A 20,119-nucleotide genomic window follows, 5' to 3' on the forward strand; every position below is an offset into this window, starting at 1 on the left:
CTAACAGGTTTCATGGAGGGAGTAATCTGCAATGTTGTCAGGTTAATGCGATCGCTACGACGGGTTATGGTGGGGTGAGTAATCGCAACCCCAGAAAAACACTACTCTTTCCATGGGCCCCGAGCTCATCTCCTTTAAAGAAGACTTGCTGATTGGCAAGTCGTCAGGCGCAGACAGAAGCAAAGTCGCACTTACGCCCGCGGGTAGAAAAAAAGCAAATAAAACTTATTTCTTCTTAGATGGGAGCGGAGGGAAGTCGACTCCTGCGGGAAAAGCAACAGGTGAAGACCCCGCAGGAAGCGGTTTTCTTACCGTGCGGCTGAACGTTGCCCGCGGAAAGCGACTTCCCGGAGCGGACATCTCTTCGGAGAGAACGCCGATGTTTAAAAAACAAGCGGTATCCTTAGTATTTTTAAAAGATTAATAATCTGAATTATTTGTCAATTGAACAAAAATGCTCAAACATAAGAAATAAGCATTAAACTTATGCTTTTGTATGATGAGGTATAAAAGATTCAACTATTTGCTGATTTATCCGTTTATTTGCCGGCTTACGCCATTTGAAGGAGCTGTGATAGAAAGGTAGAATGTAATTTGTCATGAAAAAATTCCTTTTAAAAGAGGATATAGGCTTATTTTACATACTTTAGAAAGGGGAGCAATGGTTATGATGAAGAAAGTAAAAGGACTTGGATTTATTCTTTCTATTTTAGCTGTATTCTTACTTGCGGCATGTGGAGGCTCTGATGATGAATCTACTGGAGAGGACGGCGAAACGAATTACAGTGAAGCGGTAGATCATACGATTATTGGTATTGAACCCGGAGCCGGGATTTCTGTTGCTACGGAAAATGCTCTAGAAGAATATGAGAATTTAGATGGCTGGGACGTAGAGCTGTCATCTACCGGAGCAATGATGTCTGAATTAGGAACAGCTATTGAGAATGAAGAACCAATCGTTATTACAGGCTGGAATCCGCATTGGATGTTTGCGCTTTATCCAGATATGAAGTACCTGGAAGATCCTCAAGAAATTTATGGGGGAGAAGAAACGCTTAATTCTTTAGCAAGACTTGGATTGGAAGACGATAATCCAGATGCCTATCAATTTATTGACCAGTTTGAATGGGAAGTAGAGGATATGGAAGAAATTATGTATGAAGCAGAAGAAACTGGTGAAGATATTGAAGATGTAGCGGTACAATGGGTAGAGGATAATCAAGACAGAGTAGATGCATGGGCAGAAGGAGTCAATGACGGAAACGGTGCTGAAATAGAGCTTGCGTCTACACCATGGGATTCAGAGCGTGCTTCTTCCAACGTCGTAAAAGCGGCAATGGAACAGCATGGTTTTGAAGTGACTGTAACGGAGGTAGATGTAGCAGTTGTTTTTGAATCGGTTGCCTCTGGCGATATCGATGCTACTTTAGCTGCCTGGTTACCATTAACACATAGTGAATTCTATGAAGCGAATCAGGACAACTTTGAAGATTTAGGACCTAATTTAGAAGGCGCTAAAATCGGTCTTGTTGTTCCAGAATATATGGATATTGATTCGATTGAGGATTTAGAAGCAAACTAAAAATAATTCAATAAAAGAGGAAAGCCTTATATGGAAAGAATCGGCTCATTCGCAGGTTCTTTCGTATAAGGTTTTTCATTTTATATCGGATTTTCGAAAAGAAAGAAAAAAACATATATATCGCTACATTCTTTTCAAACCTCCTGTATATGATTTAATATAGAGGAAGGAATCAAAAAGAAACTTACATAATTTAAAAAATGTGTAAACAGGGGGTGCCATTTTTGAGAACTGGAGAAGTAAAATATAATGTCAGTATTGTATTTATTATCATTGCTATTTTATCATATGCTCTTTTGGCAATGAATTCCTACAGTATGCTTGGCAACATAGAATCTGACGGGGAATTCCGGGAATATATTGAGGAAAATCTGCAAGCAGCTGGAGATGATCTTGGAGGAATAACACTGGAAGAACAGATAGAAATTTTTAGCAGCATCATAACCTTTGTGATTATTATTTCTATTATCTATGCCTTGTTAGGCATTGTCGCTGCCGTTTTTTTAGCGAAAAAAATAAGAGTCAAGCTTACAGGGATTCTGCTGATTGTGCTAGGAGGATTAAGTGTTCTTTTGACGTTAGTTCTAGGAATTATTGGAATCTTAGGCAGTATTGGTTATCTTATTGCCGGTATCGTCACGGTGGTAAAGCATCGGAGAGCAGGGAATGTTATAGGGTGAAAGAGTAAAGAAGGGCAAATATCAGATAGTGGTATTTGCCCTTCTTAATGTATCTCTGGAAATAATAAAACCCGATATGGCAGGATTTCATTAATAAAAATGAGAACATTATAAAAACGTGTTCGTCTAATGTTCACAAATTTGTTTAATAAAACCTGCTATACAAACAAATTCACTGGAATTAAAATGGTGTATGGTATATATTTTTCATAGTGCTTAAAAATTTATTACTTCTTGCTTTATCCTTATTTAAAGCAAAGGTATTCATTTCAGATAGATAGATAAAAGGGGATTAGATTCGAAATGGCAGAAACAATCAATGGACAAAATCAAAAAACGCCATTATTAAAGATACTTTCGCAAACCGTGAAGACAGGTATTATACGCTCCAACCTGGTTCCGATGTTTGCAGGATTAACCTTATCTTTATACACGTACCAGATTAGTATTACAGATAAGCTCTTGGAAATCTTATTTGCGTTTTTAGGTTCTATTTTCGTGATAGGAGCAGCTGGAGCTTTCAATAATTTATACGATCGGGAAATCGATGCAATTATGAAAAGAACACAAGGCCGTCCGACGGTTACAGGTGAAATTAAGCCTGGCACAGTACTGTGGCTGGGCATCGTTATGGCTATAGCTGGAATTATCCTGCTTTGTTTGACGACACCGCTGGCAGGACTATTAGGCTTTCTGGGACTGTTTTTTTATGTTTTTCCATATACGATGTGGAGTAAGCGGAGAACCGTATATAATACAGAAATCGGCAGTATCTCTGGAGCGATGCCTCCATTAATCGGCTGGGCTGCGATGTATCCGGACATTACACATCCGGCGATTTTAGGTCTTTTTGTCATTGCAGTTATTTGGCAAATGCCGCATTTCTATTCGATCGCGATTCGAAGACATGAGGAGTATCAAGCAGCTGGAATCCCGATGCTTCCGGTTGTAAAAGGAGTCCGGCGCACCTATATCCAGACGAATATTTATTTAATCATTATGTTTGGTATCAGCTTTTTATTGAGCTCATTAAGTGTCGGGTTGATGCTTGTAGCGCTTATAATGAGTCTTGGGTGGCTTATGTTGAGTGTTTTCGGCTACCAGCGGATGGACTCGAAAAAATGGGCAAAATCAATGTTTATTTATTCCTTGATTCATATGACAGTTGTTTTTTCAACCGTGATTATTTATTCGTTGATGGGGATTATTTTTAAATTGTAGTGTAAATAAAATATGAAATTGATTCATCAAAAAGGCTGCTCCTTTGAGAAGAAATTGTTGAATCTAATAAGAAATCCAAACACTTTTTTGAAGGTGTTTGGATTTCTTATTAGCGGATTTTTAAAAAATAATCAGAGTCAGATACAGTCCGAGCAGCGTAATAAAGAGAATAGGAAAAGTTAAAATAATACCAATTTTAAAGTACTCTCCCCATAATATTTTTATCCCTTTTTGTGACAGCACATGCAGCCAGACTAAGGTGGCCAGCGAGCCTATCGGCGTAATTTTCGGCCCTAAATCAGATCCGATGACATTTGCGTAAATAAGTGCCTCTCTTAGAATCCCCGTTGTATTTGTTTCCGCTATAGCAAGCGCATCAATCATCACGGTAGGCAAATTATTCATTACAGATGACAGAACTGCTGCGAGAAAGCCCATGGCAAACGTGGCAGCGAATAATCCTTGATCAGCCGCAGCCTGAATCAGAGCAGCAAGGGCGGAGGTAAGACCGGCGTTTCCCAGTCCATACACAACAACATACATGCCGATAGAAAAGATGACGATATTCCAGGGAGCATTTATAATTACTTTTTTTGCATGGACAGCCGGGCTGCGTTTTGCCAAGAGTATAAAGAGCATTGCAATCAAGCCGGCAATGATAGAAACAGGAATATGTATCCATTCACTTGTAAAGTAGCCGATAATCAATAGGCTGAGAACATACCAGGATAAACGAAACAGCTTTTTATCCTTGATCGCTTCTGCCGGCTTTTTTAATTTGGATAAATCATACCTTTTCGGAATCGTTCTGCGAAAATAAATCAGCAGCACGAACATGGTCGCAATAAAAGAGAAAAGGTTAGGAATAATCATCCGTGTTGCATATTCTGCAAAACCAATCCCGAAAAAGTCTGCAGATACGATATTCACCAGATTGCTAATGATAAAGGGGAGGGAGGTTGTATCAGCAATAAATCCTCCGGCAATAATAAACGGAAAAATCATATGTGCTTTAAAATGCAGGTGCTGAACCATAGCCAGTACGATTGGTGTCAGGATAAGAGCTGCTCCATCGTTGGCAAATAACGCTGCTACGACTGCGCCTAATATACCGACGTAAATAAACATTTTCAGGCCGTTCCCTTTAGCTGCTTTCGCCATATGCAGTGCAGACCATTCAAATAAGCCGATTTCATCTAAAACTAAGGAGATTAAAATAATAGCTACAAAGGCTAAGGTAGCATTCCAGGTAATGCCAATCACTTCCAGAACATCCTTCCATTCGACAACTCCGGATAAAATGGCAAGAATCGCTCCGCCTGTTGCAGACCAGCCAATATTTAAACCCTTAGGCTGCCAAATGACGAAAACAAGTGTGATGAAAAAAATAATAAGTGCAAGTATAAGCGTTGGTGTCATGGTGATCTCCTTTATTTCAACTAAATGGAATGTAATTTATACAAACTATGAAAATGTGTAAAACAGACTTTCATTTTATCAAAAAAAGGATAGATTTACACTTAAACGAGGAGAAAAGTGAAACCTATCCTTATATGTTTTATAAAATTTCTTCCAGCAGCCAGGATAAATTGAGGTCTTGATCCATCGGCCCCATCGAATCATTGCTGGTGTTATTAGCCTCATCAAATACATAGTTGTTAAAGTTGATGGTTACGTGTTCAACATCATTATAGTCAGCAAAGACCACCTCAAACGTTCTCTCCTCACCGGAGGGTACTAAAATATCATACTCCAAATTGGGGAAATCAAATCCATTCGCTGTATCAGTTAAGGGGGAGGTCTCTTGGTTCTGACCATCATCCATTGTCCAGCTCAAACCAAATAAAAATGTTGAAAAACCAGCCATATCATAATCACGGTCATTTTTAATGACAAAGTTTGCTTTTATAAAAGAATTGCAGCTTCGATCTTCATCCTCCGCAGCACAAAATTCATCAATCGATACGCCGTCATATTCATCTAATCGTTCTGCTTCTTCCAGCGTAACACTTAAACCGTTAACTTCATATGTCTGACCGAGAACATCGTGCCGGTCCAGCCGGTCTGTAAAAGGGTAGAGCAGCTTATTATCGACAATCGGTGTATTTTCCATATCGCGTATCTCATCCATCGTTATCTGATCAAAATCAACGGATTCCCATTCATTTTCATATTGCTCTCTTGTTATTCTCTCCGCTATGATGGTGCTGCTGATACTTCCATACTGCTCGATAGCGGCGTGCCCTTTGATTGGAAAGGACCATATCACTGTATGAATATCATATTCCTGATCATTATAGGCAAATAAAAAATCAAGTATCTGCTTCGTATCCTTTAAACGTTCTATGTAAGTTGTTTCTGAATCTGCTTCGATATCTCCCAGCATGTTTACGGACAGCCCGTTGGTTTCTCCTCCGTCGTCATCATATTGGGCAATCTCAGATACTAAATGACGCGGTTCTTCATAAAATCGCATTAACTTATCATTAGCTTCCCGTTTTTCCAGGATATAAAAATCATCTGAAACGAGTGTGGAGTCTATGTTGGCTGTTTCTCCAAACTCCTCCAGCAAGAATTCTGCTGCGTCCCTCGGCAGCTCATCATCCAATTCATCCAGCTCTTTCTCCAGTTGTTCGGTTACTTCACTATTGTCTTCTGCGGTTTCTTCTGTTTCTTCATCCGGAGCTTCTTCAACCGTTTCATCCGACGGCGGTTCATCTGAATCACTGCAGCCAGCAAGGATAACAAATAAAATCAGTATCAGGCCGTAAAATAATCTTTTTTTCATCCAGTTCCATCCTTTGTTTGAAAATTAATTCTTTTGCTAATTATATATCAAAATATAATTATATCCTACGATTCATCATTTGTTAACCCTTGGTCTTGGCGGCCTGGTTGAAAACATAAGCTGCTGTATTAGATTACTTTACTATCAGCGCCGGGCAGTTCACCCGTTTCATCACTTTATGGCTGACACTCCCTAAAACCATCTCCTGAAGCGTATTTAAACCGCGGCTGCCGATGATAACCATATCTACTTTTTGCTGATTGGCGTACTGAACAATTTCGGGACCGGGCTTGCCGCGCAGAATCGTTGTTTGATAGGCTGCATTTGCCTGGTTTAGAACTTGAATGACTTTTGAATTCTTTTTACGGCGTTCTAAATCAACGGCTTCACTGGAATTTGCATGGAGAACATCTGACTTTGACTTTTCAATATCGATGACATACACAACGTCAATAACGGATTCTTTATCAAATGAAGCAACTTTAACCGCTTCTTTTGCAGCACGCACCGCATTTTCCGAACCGTCTGAAGCAAGTAAAATATGTTTATACATGAAATATCTCTCCTTTTAATGTGAGGATAAAACCCCATTCAATTTATCCATTATTTTTTTACTTGAACTATCCAGTTCGACAAGCTCCACCTGAATTCCTTTGGACTTTAACAATTCGGATACTTTTAGGATGGCGCCGACACCAGAATCGTCCCAGACACGGCTGTCAGAGAAATCAATCTGGATTTTTTCACTCTGAATATCCGCTTTTTTAAAGTAATCAACAAATCCATCGATGGAAGCGAAAAAGAGCTGCCCATGAATACTGTAGCGATTGCTGTCTTTGGAAATTTTCACATTTGAAATTTTTATCACAAAGAAAATAGCACTTAACAACACTCCGGCAAGGACTCCTTTGGATAAATCATGTGTATAGACGACGATAATAACAGTAGTTAACATTACGATGGCATCTGTGCGCGGAGCCTTTATTAAATAATTAAAGGAGCTCCAATCAAAAGTTCCGATACTTACCATAATCATAATGCCGACTAAAACAGGCATGGGGATTTGAACAACCAGATCCCCCAGTACAATAATGAGAAACATTAGAAAAATACCTGCAATGAATGTAGATAAACGTCCGCGCCCGCCAGATTTTACATTAATCACCGACTGGCCGATCATCGCACAGCCTGCCATTCCGCCAAAGAATCCAGTAATAAAATTGGCCATTCCCTGCCCGCGTGCTTCTCCGTTTTTATTGCTTTCCGTTCCAGTCATATCATCGACAATCTGTGAGGTAAGCAGAGTTTCCAGCAACCCGACAATCGCCATGGATAACGCATATGGAAATATAATTTGCAGCGTTTCAAATGTCCACGGCACATTCGGAATAAAAAAAGACGGCAGTGTCTGAGTGATTGTTCCAAGATCCCCTACTGTATTAAGGTTGACGCCGCTAAATATGGCAATGGACGTTAATGCGACAATAGCAATCAATGGAGCTGGAATTACTTTGATAAACCGTGGTAAAGTATATAATAGGATTAATGTAATCCCCACAAATAGATAAGTCATGGTTGAAATGCCAATAAAATGCTCCAGCTGGGCCATAAAAATCAAAATAGCCAATGCATTGACAAAGCCAATCATGACTGCATTTGGAACAAATTTCATGACTTTAGCAACCTTGCAAATACCAAAGATAAGCTGAATAATACCTGTTAAAATGGTTGCTGCCAAAAGATAGTCGAGACCATAATCTCTGACCAGCGGAACCATGAGTAATGCCATTGCTCCGGTAGCTGCGGAAATCATTCCCGGCCGGCCGCCGGCAAAAGAAATGACTACAGCAATAATAAATGAGGTATATAATCCGACCATTGGATCAACACCCGCTATGATGGAGAAAGCTATCGCTTCCGGAATAAGAGCGAGCGCAACGACAATGCCGGATAAGATGTCAGCCCGGATATTACCGAACCATTGTTGTTTTAAAGTTTGCATGATAAACTCCTTTTCTAAAATTCTTTTCACATTGTAGCACTAACTTTCCCAAAAAGGAACCCTTCAGGGAAATAAATAGGAGCGGATAATATGATATATGGCTATACAAGACCGTTATATAACGATAAACATTCTAAAAACCAACTAGCATCTTTAAAAGGAAAATGTGACCGGATTTTTCAAGAAGCACATGGAACGCCGAAAAAACGAATCCAGCTGGAGAATCTATTGATGGAGATGCAGCCAGGAGACAGTATCTTTGTAGAAAAAATGATTGCCTTAGCTGATACCTTTCACCACTTGATGGAAGTATTAAAAGTATGTGAAAAAGATAATGTAAAAATCCATTTTCTGAATGAGGATATTCAAAGCGATACGCTGCTAAACATTCATTTACAGGACATGATGGCACATATTCTGCAATTCCAATCAGACAGTATTAAACAATCTACAACGCAAGGGATGTATGAGGCGAAGCAGCAGGGGAAAACCATTGGGCGTCCTAAGAAATCGGATGAAAATATTAAAAAGGCGATTGCGATGTATCAGGATGGCTTTAAATTATTTGATATTAAAAATGAAACAGGGATAAGTAAGTCAACGCTTTATCGTTATTTGGAATCGTTTGAGGGGGAGAATTGATTTGGGAAGATATTGGAATGATTTATTGACTTTCAAAAATTGAAGGATAGTTACTTCTATTCCAATATCTCCCTTATTCACTTAAATTCAATGCTGTTATCTACCTAAAAGATGGTATTTCTAATCGTTAATTGTCCAAGCATTTATCACCTTAATATGTAACACGCTTTTTCTTATCAATCAGAGGATACACCTGATTGATTTTTATAATAACGGCACTGGCAATTAGTGCTTTCACGACATCTCCGGGTAAAAAGACCAAGGCAGAAATAGCAGTCGGTCCCCACGGAAGATTAGATAAAATAGATAAATAGGTAACACCGATAACATTCACAATGATAACCCCGCCAAAGGTTGTAATTAATACGAGCTTCCAATAGGTCAGGTGACGGATGCTTTTTTCCGTTAAATACCCGATAATCCATGCTGCAATCGGATAAGCTAGAATATATCCTCCTGTTGGCCCAATAAGCACTCCTAAACCGCCGCGCCCGCCAGTTAATAACGGTGCCCCGACAGCAACGAGAAACACAAAAAGCAAGATACTGAGTCCGCCTCGTTTCGCACCTAATATTCCGCCTGCAAACATAATACCAATTGTCTGTACGACGATAGGGACGGGAATAAAAGGGACTGGAATCGGAGGGAAAATAGCAAAAATCCCCATAATTGCTGCGAACAATGATATAAACATCATATCTCTTAATTTCAATTTTATTCCCACACTTTCTAGTTTTGATATTAATAGAATAAGGGAATATACACTTAATTGTCAACCTATATTTTATTTAGGTGACAATTAAGTGTGGGAGAATAATAAATCCTCAGGAGAGCCTCTAAGCATGGACAAAGGTAATACGAAACCTCCTGTATATAAAGATAGAGGTAAAACTCCTGAGGAATGAAAATTATTATTTATCACGGAGAATCGCCCGTAAAACTCCCGCCTCAAAATAAAGAGCGAAAATAAATTTATTTAGGCGGGAGATAACGGGCGCTAACTCCCTGAATCACTTAGGCTAATTCAGTGGGAGAATTAAGGAAGCAGACTAAGTTCGCGACGTCCTGTCGCAACGTCTGCACTAGCACATCCTGGGACTGCGATTACTCGCCCCATCGGAAACATTTGTGCGTCGAAAAACTCCCACTGAATGAAGTTTCGTTTTATAGCGAAATAAATTATTTGTTATTTCAACAAGCTGTTTTAAATTCTGTTTTGAATAGGCAAGCAAATTTCACAAACATGTTTTTCCAGCATGGACTGCACATACCGCTCTAGAATTGGCCTTGTTTCATCTAACTGATGGCCGGCTTCAGCTAATTCAGAGAAAATAACCTGCCATGCTCTGGACAATGCATCGGCAGTATGTTCCACCGTGAAAACACCATAATTGCCCCCTTGTAATATACCCTGTTGAACACATTCATCATTTATTACCTGCTGCTCAGAAAGCACAAGGGCTGTGTCATATCGACATGCTTCAGAAGGAACATGTGCTGGATTGTCCCAAATAATACCTAATACAACTGCATTATCTGTCAATAAATTACCCTTTGAAACATTGTTATAGGTCATCCAATGCTTAAATCTAGCCATTAGCTGATTATTTTCCTCTCCGTATGCACCTGTTCTCCGCATATAGACAATTGGCAGATCTGAAACTTGTTCTAATTTCATAATAAACATTCTCCTAAAAATATAAGTACGCCGGCGTCTATGAACATCATAAGTCCCTTTAAAATGAAAAACAACCAGAGTTTTAAAATAATTTTAAAAATGATATTTTGAAATTTATCATTTTTAGGTGAAAGGTTATCTGATGACGATTCTCTCCAATTAATTATTATTTTCTGCGTTGTATAAATCCTTTAATTGTATTTCTTCCGTACGGTCTTTATATTGAATGTGTATTATATCTTCATCTGTCAGTTTCTTTTCTGTTCCATCAGGTAGCAATAACGTATTTTCATCTAAAAATGTATACGTAATCTCACTTCCATTTTGGTGATCAGTTGCCACTTCTGAAAAATAATTTATTTTCGTATCTGCAAGGATATTCCAATTTTCATAGATAATAATTGTATCAACATACTCTTTATCTCCTGGCTGCAGCATGGCTAAAAGGTAGCGGTTATCATTTTTTGATTGAAAAGTCAGCGTAGTTGTTTGATTCTGCTGCTGAATCGTTGTTTCCACATTGTTTTCATCTGCTATCCACATATGGACAAAAAGGAAATAATAGCTAATGGATAGAAGAAGAAAAAGCGCAAGCAGCGATCCTGTGATTGCGAAAATCTTTTTCCTGTTTTTTGATCGAACCTTTTTCAAATAATCAATATTTTTTTTCTCATCTTTTTGCTCATGTGTACGTTCTACTATCAAATCCTCTTGCATTTCTTTAAAGTATTCCCTGCATTCCGCACATTGTTCCATATGTTCTTCCATTTGTTTATTTGTTTCATCGCTCGTCAGGTTTTCAATATAACTAGGTACTAAATCTTTGAAGACGCTATGGTTCATTCCTTTTGTCACCCTTTCGTAATTGTTGTTTAGCTCGATAAAATGTTACCCGGGCCCAGTTTTCTGATTCTCCGAAAATCAACCCTATTTCTTTAAAAGATAAATCCCCCAACAGCCTGAGATAAATAATTTCACGCTTTTTCTCATCAAGCTGATGGGCTTGCTTGAAAAAATTGATTTTATCTTCCTTCTTAAAATATTCTTCCTCCAAATGATAAGATAGCGTATTCTCCTTCTGGAGCGATTCTTCTAACTGTTTCCTTTTCTTTTCCCTATGCAGTTCTTGTAACCAGACATTTTTTGCTATAGAACACAGCCAGGTAGAAAATTTAGCTTTTCCATTGTTATGAAAGTTATCAATGGATTTGATAGCTTGATAGAAGGTCTCCTGTGTCAATTCTTCAGCAGTCTGACTGTTATTAGTCAATGTTAATAAGTATTTAAAAATAAAGTCTCCATATTCCTGATAAACATCCTCTGTGTTCACTTTTTACCTCCTCTCAATTGTAATCTAATTAATGATTGTTAAATGTTTAATCATCTATATATCCAAGAATTTACTGATTCGTTACAATATTTTTTTCCAACTCTATTATTTTCTGCTATTTACCTTCTTCTGTAAACAATTTTCAGCTGGTCTAAGATAGATGGAAAAACAGCTGTATCGGGAGAATAATAGGTCTCTTTAAATGGTAAATAAACGAATCAAAAACAGTCTTATCGTACATAAAACATATTAAAAGAAAAGTGGAAAATATATATTAATCCTATAAATTCTTGAAATTCATTTGTATAATGACCATAGATATCAGTTAACAGCAATGAAACAGATAAATGGAGGGACAGCTATGAAATTACTCATTGTAGAAGACGATAAAACAATTGCTTCCGGCTTGGAGTATTCCTTAAGCCAAGAAGGCTATGAAGTGATTGTCTGTCATCATGCGCAAGGAGCAGAGGAAAGGATAGACACAGAAATCAACAGTATTTCTCTATGCTTATTTGATTTATCCTTACCGGATGGCAGCGGCTATGATTTATGCCGGCGTGTCAAAGAAAGTGCAGATGTTCCGGTTATATTTCTAACTGTTGCCGATGATGAAGTAAACGTGGTAATGGGACTGGATATGGGGGCAGATGATTATATTACCAAGCCGTTTCGTATACGTGAATTAAGTGCACGGATTAAAACCGTGCTCAGGCGTTATCAAAAAAATAACACGCAGGAGAAGGATTCTGTCCTCCTTGATTCGCTGGAGGTTTTTCCGTTGGAAGGAAAAGTATATAAAGCAAGCATAGAACTGGCATTAACCGCACTGGAATATCGGCTGTTGATGATTTTTATCAATCACCGCGGGCAGATACTGTCTCGGGAGCAGCTGCTGGAACAGATATGGGATGTGGCTGGGGAGTTTGTCAACGACAATACGCTTACGGTGTATATTAAACGGCTTCGAAAGAAAATTGAAGATAATCCGCAACGGCCGGCAATCATAGAAACAGTCAGAGGGCTGGGATACAGAATGGCGGCAGAAGATGTTACGAAATAAAGAAATCCGGTTTTTTCTCACTTCCACGGTATTGATTTTAGGAATTGGCATGCTATTAGGATATATGCATTCTCCTGTCACAGCTGTCTATATTGCGATTGTCGGCGGGAGCCTGGCGATTTGCTATATGGTATGGATGGCCTGGCGCTATCAGCGGATTATCCAGTTATCCGGTTATTTACGAAAAATTATGGCAGGAGATACCGCGCTCGATGTCCGGGATAATAGAGAAGGGGACCTCAGTATATTAAAAATGAAATCTATAAAATGACCCGGATGCTATCCGAACAGCAGGAAGGGCTGCAGAAGGATAAAGAAAAACTCACAGATGCGATTTCCGATATTTCTCATCAAATCAAAACACCGCTGACTTCGATGACCGTAATGGCTGATTTATTAAGCGATCCGAATATGGAGACGGAAAAGCGGCAGGAATTTACATATCATATTCGCAGGCAATTAGAACGGATGGAATGGCTTGTATCCTCGTTATTAAAGCTTTCCAAAATCGATGCGGGAACTACGTTATTCAGCAAGGAAAAGGTTGAAGTGGACCAGCTTATACAAGAAGTCGTAGCACCAATGGAGATCCCTGTGGAGCTGAAGGAGATAGAGCTGGAGATAGAAGAAAAGCCAGGGGTGACTTTTATAGGCGATAAAAATTGGACGAAAGAGGCTTGTATTAATATTTTAAAGAATGCAATAGAACACACCCCGCATGGCGGAAAAGTCTCCATCTCTTATGAGGAAAATGCCATTTTTACAGAAATACGAATCAAAGATAATGGGAAAGGTATTGAAAAAACAGAGCTTCCGCATATTTTTAAACGTTTTTATAAAGGAAGTCAGGCGGCTGATGGCAGTGTTGGTATTGGTTTGGCGATGGCTTATTCGATTGTTGCTAACCAGCAGGGAGATATTGAAGTAATAAGTGAATCTGGAAAAGGAACCACTTTTTTAATTAAATTCTATCAGGGAGAAGCAGCTCGCTAAATGAAGTTTCACTTTATCAGCAGATTATGTCATCATAAGTGACAATATTGTCACTGTTATTGTCACCATCCCGTCACCTTAGACAGGTAAAGTAGGGAGCAAAGAAAAATAAGGAGGAAATTGTAGTGGAATTAATGCGGGTTGAAAATTTGTCTAAAGTGTACGGAAAAGGTGACACGGCGGTAAAAGCATTGGATAATGTATCATTTTCCGTGGAACAGGGGGAGTTTGTAGCAATTATTGGACCGTCTGGTTCAGGGAAATCGACACTGCTTCATTTGCTGGGAGGTGTGGACCGGCCGACGGATGGCAAGGTATTTATAGAGAATACAGATATCTATGAATTAAATGAAACACAGTTAGCTGTTTTTCGCAGGAGGCAGATTGGCTTAATCTATCAGTTTTATAATCTCCTGCCGATTTTAACCGTGGAGGAAAATATTACGTTGCCGATGCTGTTAGATTCTCATCAGGTGGAAAAAAAGCACTTTAAGGAATTGATAGAAATACTTGGACTTAAAGACCGATTAGATTATTTACCGAATCAGCTATCTGGGGGACAACAGCAGCGTGTATCCATTGGCAGAGCTCTAATCAGTAATCCGTCTATTATTCTTGCGGATGAGCCGACAGGGAATCTAGACAGTAAGAATAGTAAAGAAATCATTGATTTATTAAAACTATTTAATAAAACATATCACCAGACATTGGTCGTCATTACCCATGATGAACGAATTGCCCTTCAGGCTGATCGGATTATTTCCATTGAGGACGGTGTGATCGCCAAGGACGAGGTGATTCGCCAATGAATATAGTCAATAAAGTTACGTTAAGGCATTTAAAAGAAAATAAACGAAGAACGCTTATTACTATTATTGGTGTCATTATTTCTGTTGCGATGATTACAGGAGTAGCTTCCCTGGGAATTTCTTTTATAGATATGCAGCAGCGGGATGCGATTGCTAATGAGGGAAATTGGCATTACAGCATGGATCAGCTTGATTCAGAGCAGCTGGAAAAAATTCAAACCGATGCCAATACAGATTCCATTGGTGTGATGAAGGAATATGGGTATGCACCGTTGAATGACCAATTATTGAAAAGATACCTGTATGTCCGGGGCATGGATGAAACGGCTATGGAGCAGATGCAAGTGAATCTGACGAAAGGCCGGCTCCCGGCAAATGAAAAGGAGGTAGTGATCTCTGAGGAATTAAAGAGACAGGATTTTGATTACCAAATTGGAGATACGATTGAGTTAGACATAGGAGAAAGACGTTATACAGGAACGGAAGGTATGGAAAATCGTGCGTTAGACCAAAATGATTCCCTTTTGGTTATTGAAGGACAATTAGATGAAGAATTACGTGAGCAAACCGAATACAGCTTTACGATTGTTGGTGAAATTGAAGAACCGATATGGGACGAGCCGTGGTCTCCAGGATATACCGTGTTAGCTTATACGGATGCACAAGCGTCATCTGTGGTGGACCGTGCTTTTGTAAAAGTGAATGATTTAGGGATAACCCTTTTCGATGATGTAGATTTGCTGGCACAAGAATTGGATGTAGCGGATGATGCGTATAATTTTAACACGACTTTATTGAATACGTACCTTGTTTCCTTGAATAGCGGGACGGTTTCTACTTTATCTGGATTATTAACGGTTATTATGCTGATTATCGTAATTGGTTCCATGGCTTTAATTTATAATGCATTTGCTATCTCTGTATCAGAAAGATCACGGTATTTGGGGATGCTTGCGAGCGTTGGAGCGACGAAACGGCAAAAAAGAAATTCCGTTTTATTTGAAGGGCTCTTAATCGGATTGATCAGTATTCCTATTGGAATTGGAGCTGGTTTTGCCGGCATTGGCATCACGCTGCATTATGTGAATCAGATTTTACAAAATGTAGGGCTTGAGACAGATTTCCGGCTGGTTGTTACTTTTCCTTTAATTGGGATAGCTGTCGGTGTTTCTTTGATGACTATTTTGATTTCTGCATGGATACCTGCAGTCAGAGCATCTAAAGTAACTGCAATAGATGCTATCCGCCAGGCGAAGGATGTCAAATTAACGAAAAAGAAAGTGAAAACAAACCGTATCGTCCGTAAACTCTTTGGCTATGAAGCGGAAATTGCTTTGAAGAATTTAAAGAGACATAAGAAACGTTATCAGGTGACTGTTTTTTCACTAATGATCAGCGTTATATTATTTTTAGCTGTAGGGTTCTATACCAGCTCGTTGACCAAATCATATGAAGTGATGTCGGAGGAACTGGAATATGATATTTCCATCAGCGGCACGGGAGAGGTAGATGATTCCAATCCTTTGTGGGAAATCTATCAAGACATACAGGATTTAGATAGTGTGGAGGAAAGTTTCATTTACAAAACAGCCCAGCTTCAGGCGTATTTTCCAGAGCAAATGGCTGGAGAGAACTATGAAAATAGGGATGAAACTCCTGAAACAGCAGAAGGTCTCCCATATAACCTGGAATTAGTGGGCTTATCTGATGCGGATTGGGAACAATATCTAGCCGATAATGATATAACAGATGTAACGAAAAGTGATTTTCGTGGTGTTTTAGTAAACCATGTCACCTATAATGATGGCACGCAATACATCGAAACAGATATGTTAAAAGTGGATACAGGGGATAGGCTGCCGCTGCAAGTGCGCAGCTACAATGAAGAAACAGGCGATTGGAACTTCGGACAGGGAGAAGACATCGAGCTGCTTGGTCTGACGAATCAATATCCTGTTGGAAATTCCTATGCCGATTCGAACACCATTTATCTTATTGTACCGGAGCAAGTGCTTGAGAATACAATGGAATCATTTCCAAATGAAAGAACAAGTTTATCTGAGATATATGTCACCTCTGATGATCCGGACCAGGCGCAAGAGGATATAGAAGCGCTGGGGATTGCGGATGAGGTATCTATTTACAATCAGTATGAAGTCAGACAGGATAATGAACAATTCGCACGGGTGCTGTCTATTTTTGTTTACGGGTTTATCGTCCTGATTACATTGATTTCCGTTGCTAATATCTTTAATACCATTTCAACAAGTATTGCTCTGCGGAGAAGAGAGTTTGCAACGATGAAATCGATTGGCATGACGCCAAAAGCTTTTCGTAAAATGATTTATTTTGAGAGCCTGTTTTATGGAATAAAATCCTTGCTGTATGGGCTGCCCATCAGTTTTGTGGTGATGTATATTATTTACTGGCAGACGCAATACGCCTTTGATTACAGCTTCAACATTCCGTGGATGTATATTGGAATAGCTATATTAGCTGTATTTCTGATTGTTGGATCAGCCATGCTTTACTCGATGTCGAAATTGAAGAAGGATAGTATCGTGGAGACGTTAAGACAGGAAAATATTTAGAGCAACATAACAAGCTATCTCGGGTGGGAATATCTGAGATAGCTTGTTTTTTGTTATTTAGAATGCTGGGCTTTAAAGTTATCATAACGTGGCTGTTCGCGCTAATAGTGAAAAAGATCCATAGACGAACATGTTTCGAATCGGAGAAGCCGCGAATCAAACAAAGCTATCCGTTTAAATATAAAACTCCATATGAGGCTTTTCCTGTTTATAATAATCCAGCCTGTCCTGCAGCGTGCCTGTATGAAATTCGAATTTATGGCCATCAGGGTCTGTAAAATAGATCGATTTCTTATCTTTTTCATCCCTGGGACGGCCCGTTAAAATATTTACGCCTAACTCCTCTAATTTGTTATATATGCTGTCAAAATCAGCTTCTTCAATGGAAAAAGCAATATGTGTATAGGATTGACTTATTTCATTCCGGGGTATGTCCTTCTCCAAATTAAGAGCCAGCCACATGCCATTTAAATCAAAATAAGCTGTACTTTTTCCCTTAACCAGTAATTCAGCATCAAACACATTCTGGTAAAAACGTATGGATTTTTCCAAATCAGAAACAGAAAATAAAAAATGATTTACTCCCTTTACAAACAATTTTATCACCTCAACATGATTAGTGTATTTCAGTACTAAGCACAACAATAAATAGCTGCATCAAAAGCATCTTCCGGAATATAGATGATTTCATTTCTTATTTCGTAAGGTATATCATGGTTTTCTAACAATTCCGTAGCACATTGCTATTCGTCTTTTCTCCCCACTCGGTGTATTCGCCGGTATATTCTTTTTGACAAGCGGATAAGGCTGCCAAAAGAAAAAAAGCACAAAGTATAAGTACTAGACCCCTCTTCAAAATCTTTCTCTCCTTTAAATGATTTAATCAATTTCGTTTATATTCATTTCATTCTTTAACTCTACCAAAAAGTTTTCTTACGTTAAAGAGCCTACTCTATTAATGCAAAAGCACATGTTAATTTCTGATGTGCGTATATTTACGAAAAATTATTTCCGCTCCATCCTAAGGAAAAGAAAATTTTGTATATTTTTAAAATAGTAGTTGTTTTTCTGCTGTATTAAGAATATAATACATTTAAATATGTGTCTTAATGTATTAATACAGTGCAACAAAAATACATCATTAGAACGAGGTGAGAGGCTATATCCAAGTAGTGGCTTGGATAGTTATTTTATATTAATTGTAATATTTATACTAAAAAAGAATTTATTGTTAGAAGTTGTTGAGGGGGTTAGTTATGAATTTTATGAAACGGGCTTTTTTAGGGATTACTAGAAAAAAAGGAAAGTCATTGATTTTACTTGCAGTTATTTTTATTTTAGGAAATTTGATTTCTGGCGCTATTGCGATTCAGCAGGCAACCGGCAATGTAGAGTCCACCATTAAAGAAAGACTGGGGACTGCAGCAACGGTTGATATGGATTATAAAGCATGGGAGTCCATGTCTGAGGAAGAGATGGAAACATTGGAGATGGAAGAGCTGGGCGTTGATCTGATTAAACAGATCGGCGAGCTTCCTTATGTGAAATACTATGATTACAGCATGACCACCTGGATGGGGTCAGAGAGTATAGAACCTTATCAAGAAGAACTGGAAGAGGATGTTATGTATGGGGAGGAAGATAATATCCCTTTTAGCTTGAAAGGGATCAATTACGCTCCAGTTATTGATTTTGAAGAAGGAAAAGGGGAGTTAACAGACGGACGGGTGTTTACAGAGGAAGAGATTGAGAATGGCACGTCCGTGGCAATTATATCTCAAAAACTGGCAGAGCAAAATAATTTAGAGGTAGGGGATACCTTTACGTTATTAAATGCCGTTTATGAATACTCGGAAGAAACGGGTGAAGAGACCGTATTGGATTCCAGAGATATTGTTTTAGAAGTGATTGGATTATTCGATCCGCAATCTGGAAAGGAAGAGACAGAGAGTAAAGAGGAAGATAGCGATATGTTCCTGATGGAGGATATCGACTATCAGAATACCGTATATGTTCCTAATGCCATTATATCTGCCGAAGAACAGTATTACTGGGAGGTATATGCAGAAGATGACCCGGAAATTGCTGAAATGCTGGAAGAAGAAACGATGGAATACTATACACCGATCTTTTACTTAAATAATCCAGAGGATATAGAGCCGTTTGAGGAAGAGGTGACCCCGTTATTGCCGGAGCTTTATACGGTAATTAGCGCAAGTGACCAATATGATGATATTTCAGGACCGATGGAATCCATGTCCACGCTGTCAAAATATGTTTTATTAGTGGCTGTGATTGCGACCGTACTCATTACGGGATTAGTCGTTTTACTATTTTTGCGGGACCGTAAACGTGAATTAGGGATTTACTTATCCTTAGGTGAGAAAAGGGGTAAGGTTGTCGGGCAGATTTTAATTGAAGTAATCGTCGTTGCCTTTGTTGGTATTACATTATCATTATTTACTGGAAATCTCTTAGCAGGGCAAGTATCAGATACGATGATGAAAGCAGATGATACGCAAGAAGAAAGCTTTGAAGGTGTTATTTATTATGAAGGGATAGAAACCAATTTGACGGCAGAAGATGTGATGGATTCGTATGAGGTCAGTCTTAATTCCAGCTATGTGCTTGGTTTTTATGGAATCGGTCTGTTAACGATTTTGATTTCAACGATTATCCCGCTGATTTATATTGTCCGGTTGAATCCAAAGAAAATACTGATGTGATGGTGAGGTGAGAA

At 38.8% G+C, this 20,119-nt stretch carries 18 protein-coding genes and 1 pseudogene; 10 read left to right on the forward strand and 9 right to left on the reverse strand.

Annotated features, from left to right (window positions below):
* The first annotated feature begins 112 nt into the window (after positions 1–112).
* The 4 genes from MKY65_RS07850 (at position 113) to cyoE (ending at position 3,483) form a co-directional block, all read left to right on the forward strand.
* A complete protein-coding gene (locus tag MKY65_RS07850) occupies positions 113–424 on the forward strand; it encodes a hypothetical protein (protein ID WP_339183794.1) in 312 nt (103 codons plus the stop codon).
* A 243-nt stretch (positions 425–667) separates the two neighbouring features.
* Positions 668–1,582: a glycine betaine ABC transporter substrate-binding protein gene (locus tag MKY65_RS07855; protein ID WP_339183795.1), complete on the forward strand. Its 915-nt coding sequence runs from the start codon at positions 668–670 to the stop codon at positions 1,580–1,582.
* Positions 1,583–1,806: 224 nt separating this feature from the next.
* Complete coding sequence (locus tag MKY65_RS07860; protein ID WP_339183796.1) at positions 1,807–2,262, forward strand: hypothetical protein; 456 nt, start codon at positions 1,807–1,809, stop codon at positions 2,260–2,262.
* 303 nt (positions 2,263–2,565) lie between these two features.
* Positions 2,566–3,483: a heme o synthase gene (cyoE, locus tag MKY65_RS07865; protein ID WP_339183797.1), complete on the forward strand. Its 918-nt coding sequence runs from the start codon at positions 2,566–2,568 to the stop codon at positions 3,481–3,483.
* Positions 3,484–3,603: 120 nt separating this feature from the next.
* On the opposite strand, the gene MKY65_RS07870 is transcribed toward cyoE, so the two are convergent.
* From MKY65_RS07870 to MKY65_RS07885, 4 genes are all read right to left on the reverse strand, one after another.
* Entirely contained in the window at positions 3,604–4,902 is a 1,299-nt protein-coding gene (locus MKY65_RS07870) for an arsenic transporter (protein WP_339183798.1), read from the reverse strand.
* A gap of 139 nt (positions 4,903–5,041) precedes the next feature.
* On the reverse strand, positions 5,042–6,271 hold the full coding sequence (locus MKY65_RS07875) for a hypothetical protein (RefSeq protein ID WP_339183799.1): 1,230 nt from the start codon (positions 6,269–6,271) through the stop codon (positions 5,042–5,044).
* A gap of 133 nt (positions 6,272–6,404) precedes the next feature.
* A complete protein-coding gene (locus MKY65_RS07880; RefSeq protein ID WP_339183800.1) occupies positions 6,405–6,824 on the reverse strand; it encodes a universal stress protein in 420 nt (139 codons plus the stop codon).
* A 15-nt stretch (positions 6,825–6,839) separates the two neighbouring features.
* Positions 6,840–8,276 carry a SulP family inorganic anion transporter gene (locus MKY65_RS07885; RefSeq protein ID WP_339185159.1) on the reverse strand — a complete coding sequence of 479 codons (1,437 nt, stop codon included), beginning with the start codon at positions 8,274–8,276 and terminating at the stop codon, positions 6,840–6,842.
* 87 nt (positions 8,277–8,363) lie between these two features.
* Here MKY65_RS07885 and MKY65_RS07890 point away from each other — a divergent pair, with 87 nt between their 5' ends.
* Complete coding sequence (locus MKY65_RS07890; RefSeq protein WP_339183801.1) at positions 8,364–8,915, forward strand: recombinase family protein; 552 nt, start codon at positions 8,364–8,366, stop codon at positions 8,913–8,915.
* A 151-nt stretch (positions 8,916–9,066) separates the two neighbouring features.
* Here the strand turns inward: MKY65_RS07890 and MKY65_RS07895 are convergent, their stop codons facing one another.
* The 4 genes from MKY65_RS07895 to MKY65_RS07910 form a co-directional block, all read right to left on the reverse strand.
* The gene (locus MKY65_RS07895) at positions 9,067–9,627 is read right to left on the reverse strand and encodes a biotin transporter BioY (RefSeq protein WP_339183802.1); all 561 of its coding nucleotides are present in this window, start codon (positions 9,625–9,627) and stop codon (positions 9,067–9,069) included.
* A gap of 492 nt (positions 9,628–10,119) precedes the next feature.
* Positions 10,120–10,593 carry a GyrI-like domain-containing protein gene (locus tag MKY65_RS07900; RefSeq protein ID WP_339183803.1) on the reverse strand — a complete coding sequence of 158 codons (474 nt, stop codon included), beginning with the start codon at positions 10,591–10,593 and terminating at the stop codon, positions 10,120–10,122.
* Positions 10,594–10,752: 159 nt separating this feature from the next.
* Entirely contained in the window at positions 10,753–11,436 is a 684-nt protein-coding gene (locus MKY65_RS07905; RefSeq protein ID WP_339183804.1) for a zf-HC2 domain-containing protein, read from the reverse strand.
* Positions 11,426–11,923 (reverse strand): sigma-70 family RNA polymerase sigma factor, encoded by a 498-nt coding sequence (locus tag MKY65_RS07910; protein ID WP_339183805.1) that lies wholly within the window; start codon positions 11,921–11,923, stop codon positions 11,426–11,428. The genes MKY65_RS07905 and MKY65_RS07910 overlap by 11 nt, the downstream gene beginning before the upstream one ends.
* A gap of 361 nt (positions 11,924–12,284) precedes the next feature.
* Between MKY65_RS07910 and MKY65_RS07915 the strand changes: the two genes are divergently transcribed.
* The 4 genes and pseudogenes from MKY65_RS07915 (at position 12,285) to MKY65_RS07930 (ending at position 17,379) form a co-directional block, all read left to right on the forward strand.
* Entirely contained in the window at positions 12,285–12,986 is a 702-nt protein-coding gene (locus MKY65_RS07915; RefSeq protein WP_339183806.1) for a response regulator transcription factor, read from the forward strand.
* Positions 12,973–13,979, forward strand: a pseudogene (locus MKY65_RS07920) (HAMP domain-containing sensor histidine kinase). The gene MKY65_RS07915 and the pseudogene MKY65_RS07920 overlap by 14 nt, the downstream one beginning before the upstream one ends.
* Positions 13,980–14,104: 125 nt before the next feature.
* Positions 14,105–14,788, forward strand: a complete 684-nt coding sequence (locus MKY65_RS07925; RefSeq protein ID WP_339183807.1) for an ABC transporter ATP-binding protein — start codon at positions 14,105–14,107, stop codon at positions 14,786–14,788.
* Positions 14,785–17,379 (forward strand): ABC transporter permease, encoded by a 2,595-nt coding sequence (locus MKY65_RS07930; RefSeq protein WP_339183808.1) that lies wholly within the window; start codon positions 14,785–14,787, stop codon positions 17,377–17,379. The genes MKY65_RS07925 and MKY65_RS07930 overlap by 4 nt, the downstream gene beginning before the upstream one ends.
* A gap of 174 nt (positions 17,380–17,553) precedes the next feature.
* Here the strand turns inward: MKY65_RS07930 and fosM are convergent, their stop codons facing one another.
* Positions 17,554–17,976, reverse strand: coding sequence for a FosM family fosfomycin resistance protein (gene fosM, locus MKY65_RS07935; RefSeq protein ID WP_339183809.1), 423 nt, complete (start codon positions 17,974–17,976; stop codon positions 17,554–17,556).
* A gap of 659 nt (positions 17,977–18,635) precedes the next feature.
* On the opposite strand from fosM, the gene MKY65_RS07940 reads away from it, so the two are divergent.
* A complete protein-coding gene (locus MKY65_RS07940) occupies positions 18,636–20,105 on the forward strand; it encodes an ABC transporter permease (protein ID WP_339183810.1) in 1,470 nt (489 codons plus the stop codon).
* The last annotated feature ends 14 nt before the right edge of the window (positions 20,106–20,119 follow it).

This window comes from Oceanobacillus sp. FSL W7-1293 (assembly GCF_037969815.1).
Classification (GTDB): domain Bacteria; phylum Bacillota; class Bacilli; order Bacillales; family Amphibacillaceae; genus Oceanobacillus; species Oceanobacillus oncorhynchi.

What these genes read in the sequence shown, in the direction of transcription:
- MKY65_RS07850 (WP_339183794.1), top strand. Translation starts at nt 113, where the DNA reads ATGGGCCCCGAGCTCATCTCCTTTAAAGAAGACTTGCTGATTGGCAAG.
- MKY65_RS07900 (WP_339183803.1), bottom strand. Translation starts at nt 10,593, where the DNA reads ATGAAATTAGAACAAGTTTCAGATCTGCCAATTGTCTATATGCGGAGA.
- MKY65_RS07880 (WP_339183800.1), bottom strand. Translation starts at nt 6,824, where the DNA reads ATGTATAAACATATTTTACTTGCTTCAGACGGTTCGGAAAATGCGGTG.
- MKY65_RS07915 (WP_339183806.1), top strand. Translation starts at nt 12,285, where the DNA reads ATGAAATTACTCATTGTAGAAGACGATAAAACAATTGCTTCCGGCTTG.
- MKY65_RS07855 (WP_339183795.1), top strand. Translation starts at nt 668, where the DNA reads ATGATGAAGAAAGTAAAAGGACTTGGATTTATTCTTTCTATTTTAGCT.
- cyoE (WP_339183797.1), top strand. Translation starts at nt 2,566, where the DNA reads ATGGCAGAAACAATCAATGGACAAAATCAAAAAACGCCATTATTAAAG.
- MKY65_RS07870 (WP_339183798.1), bottom strand. Translation starts at nt 4,902, where the DNA reads ATGACACCAACGCTTATACTTGCACTTATTATTTTTTTCATCACACTT.
- MKY65_RS07905 (WP_339183804.1), bottom strand. Translation starts at nt 11,436, where the DNA reads ATGAACCATAGCGTCTTCAAAGATTTAGTACCTAGTTATATTGAAAAC.
- MKY65_RS07875 (WP_339183799.1), bottom strand. Translation starts at nt 6,271, where the DNA reads ATGAAAAAAAGATTATTTTACGGCCTGATACTGATTTTATTTGTTATC.
- MKY65_RS07930 (WP_339183808.1), top strand. Translation starts at nt 14,785, where the DNA reads ATGAATATAGTCAATAAAGTTACGTTAAGGCATTTAAAAGAAAATAAA.
- MKY65_RS07940 (WP_339183810.1), top strand. Translation starts at nt 18,636, where the DNA reads ATGAATTTTATGAAACGGGCTTTTTTAGGGATTACTAGAAAAAAAGGA.
- MKY65_RS07890 (WP_339183801.1), top strand. Translation starts at nt 8,364, where the DNA reads ATGATATATGGCTATACAAGACCGTTATATAACGATAAACATTCTAAA.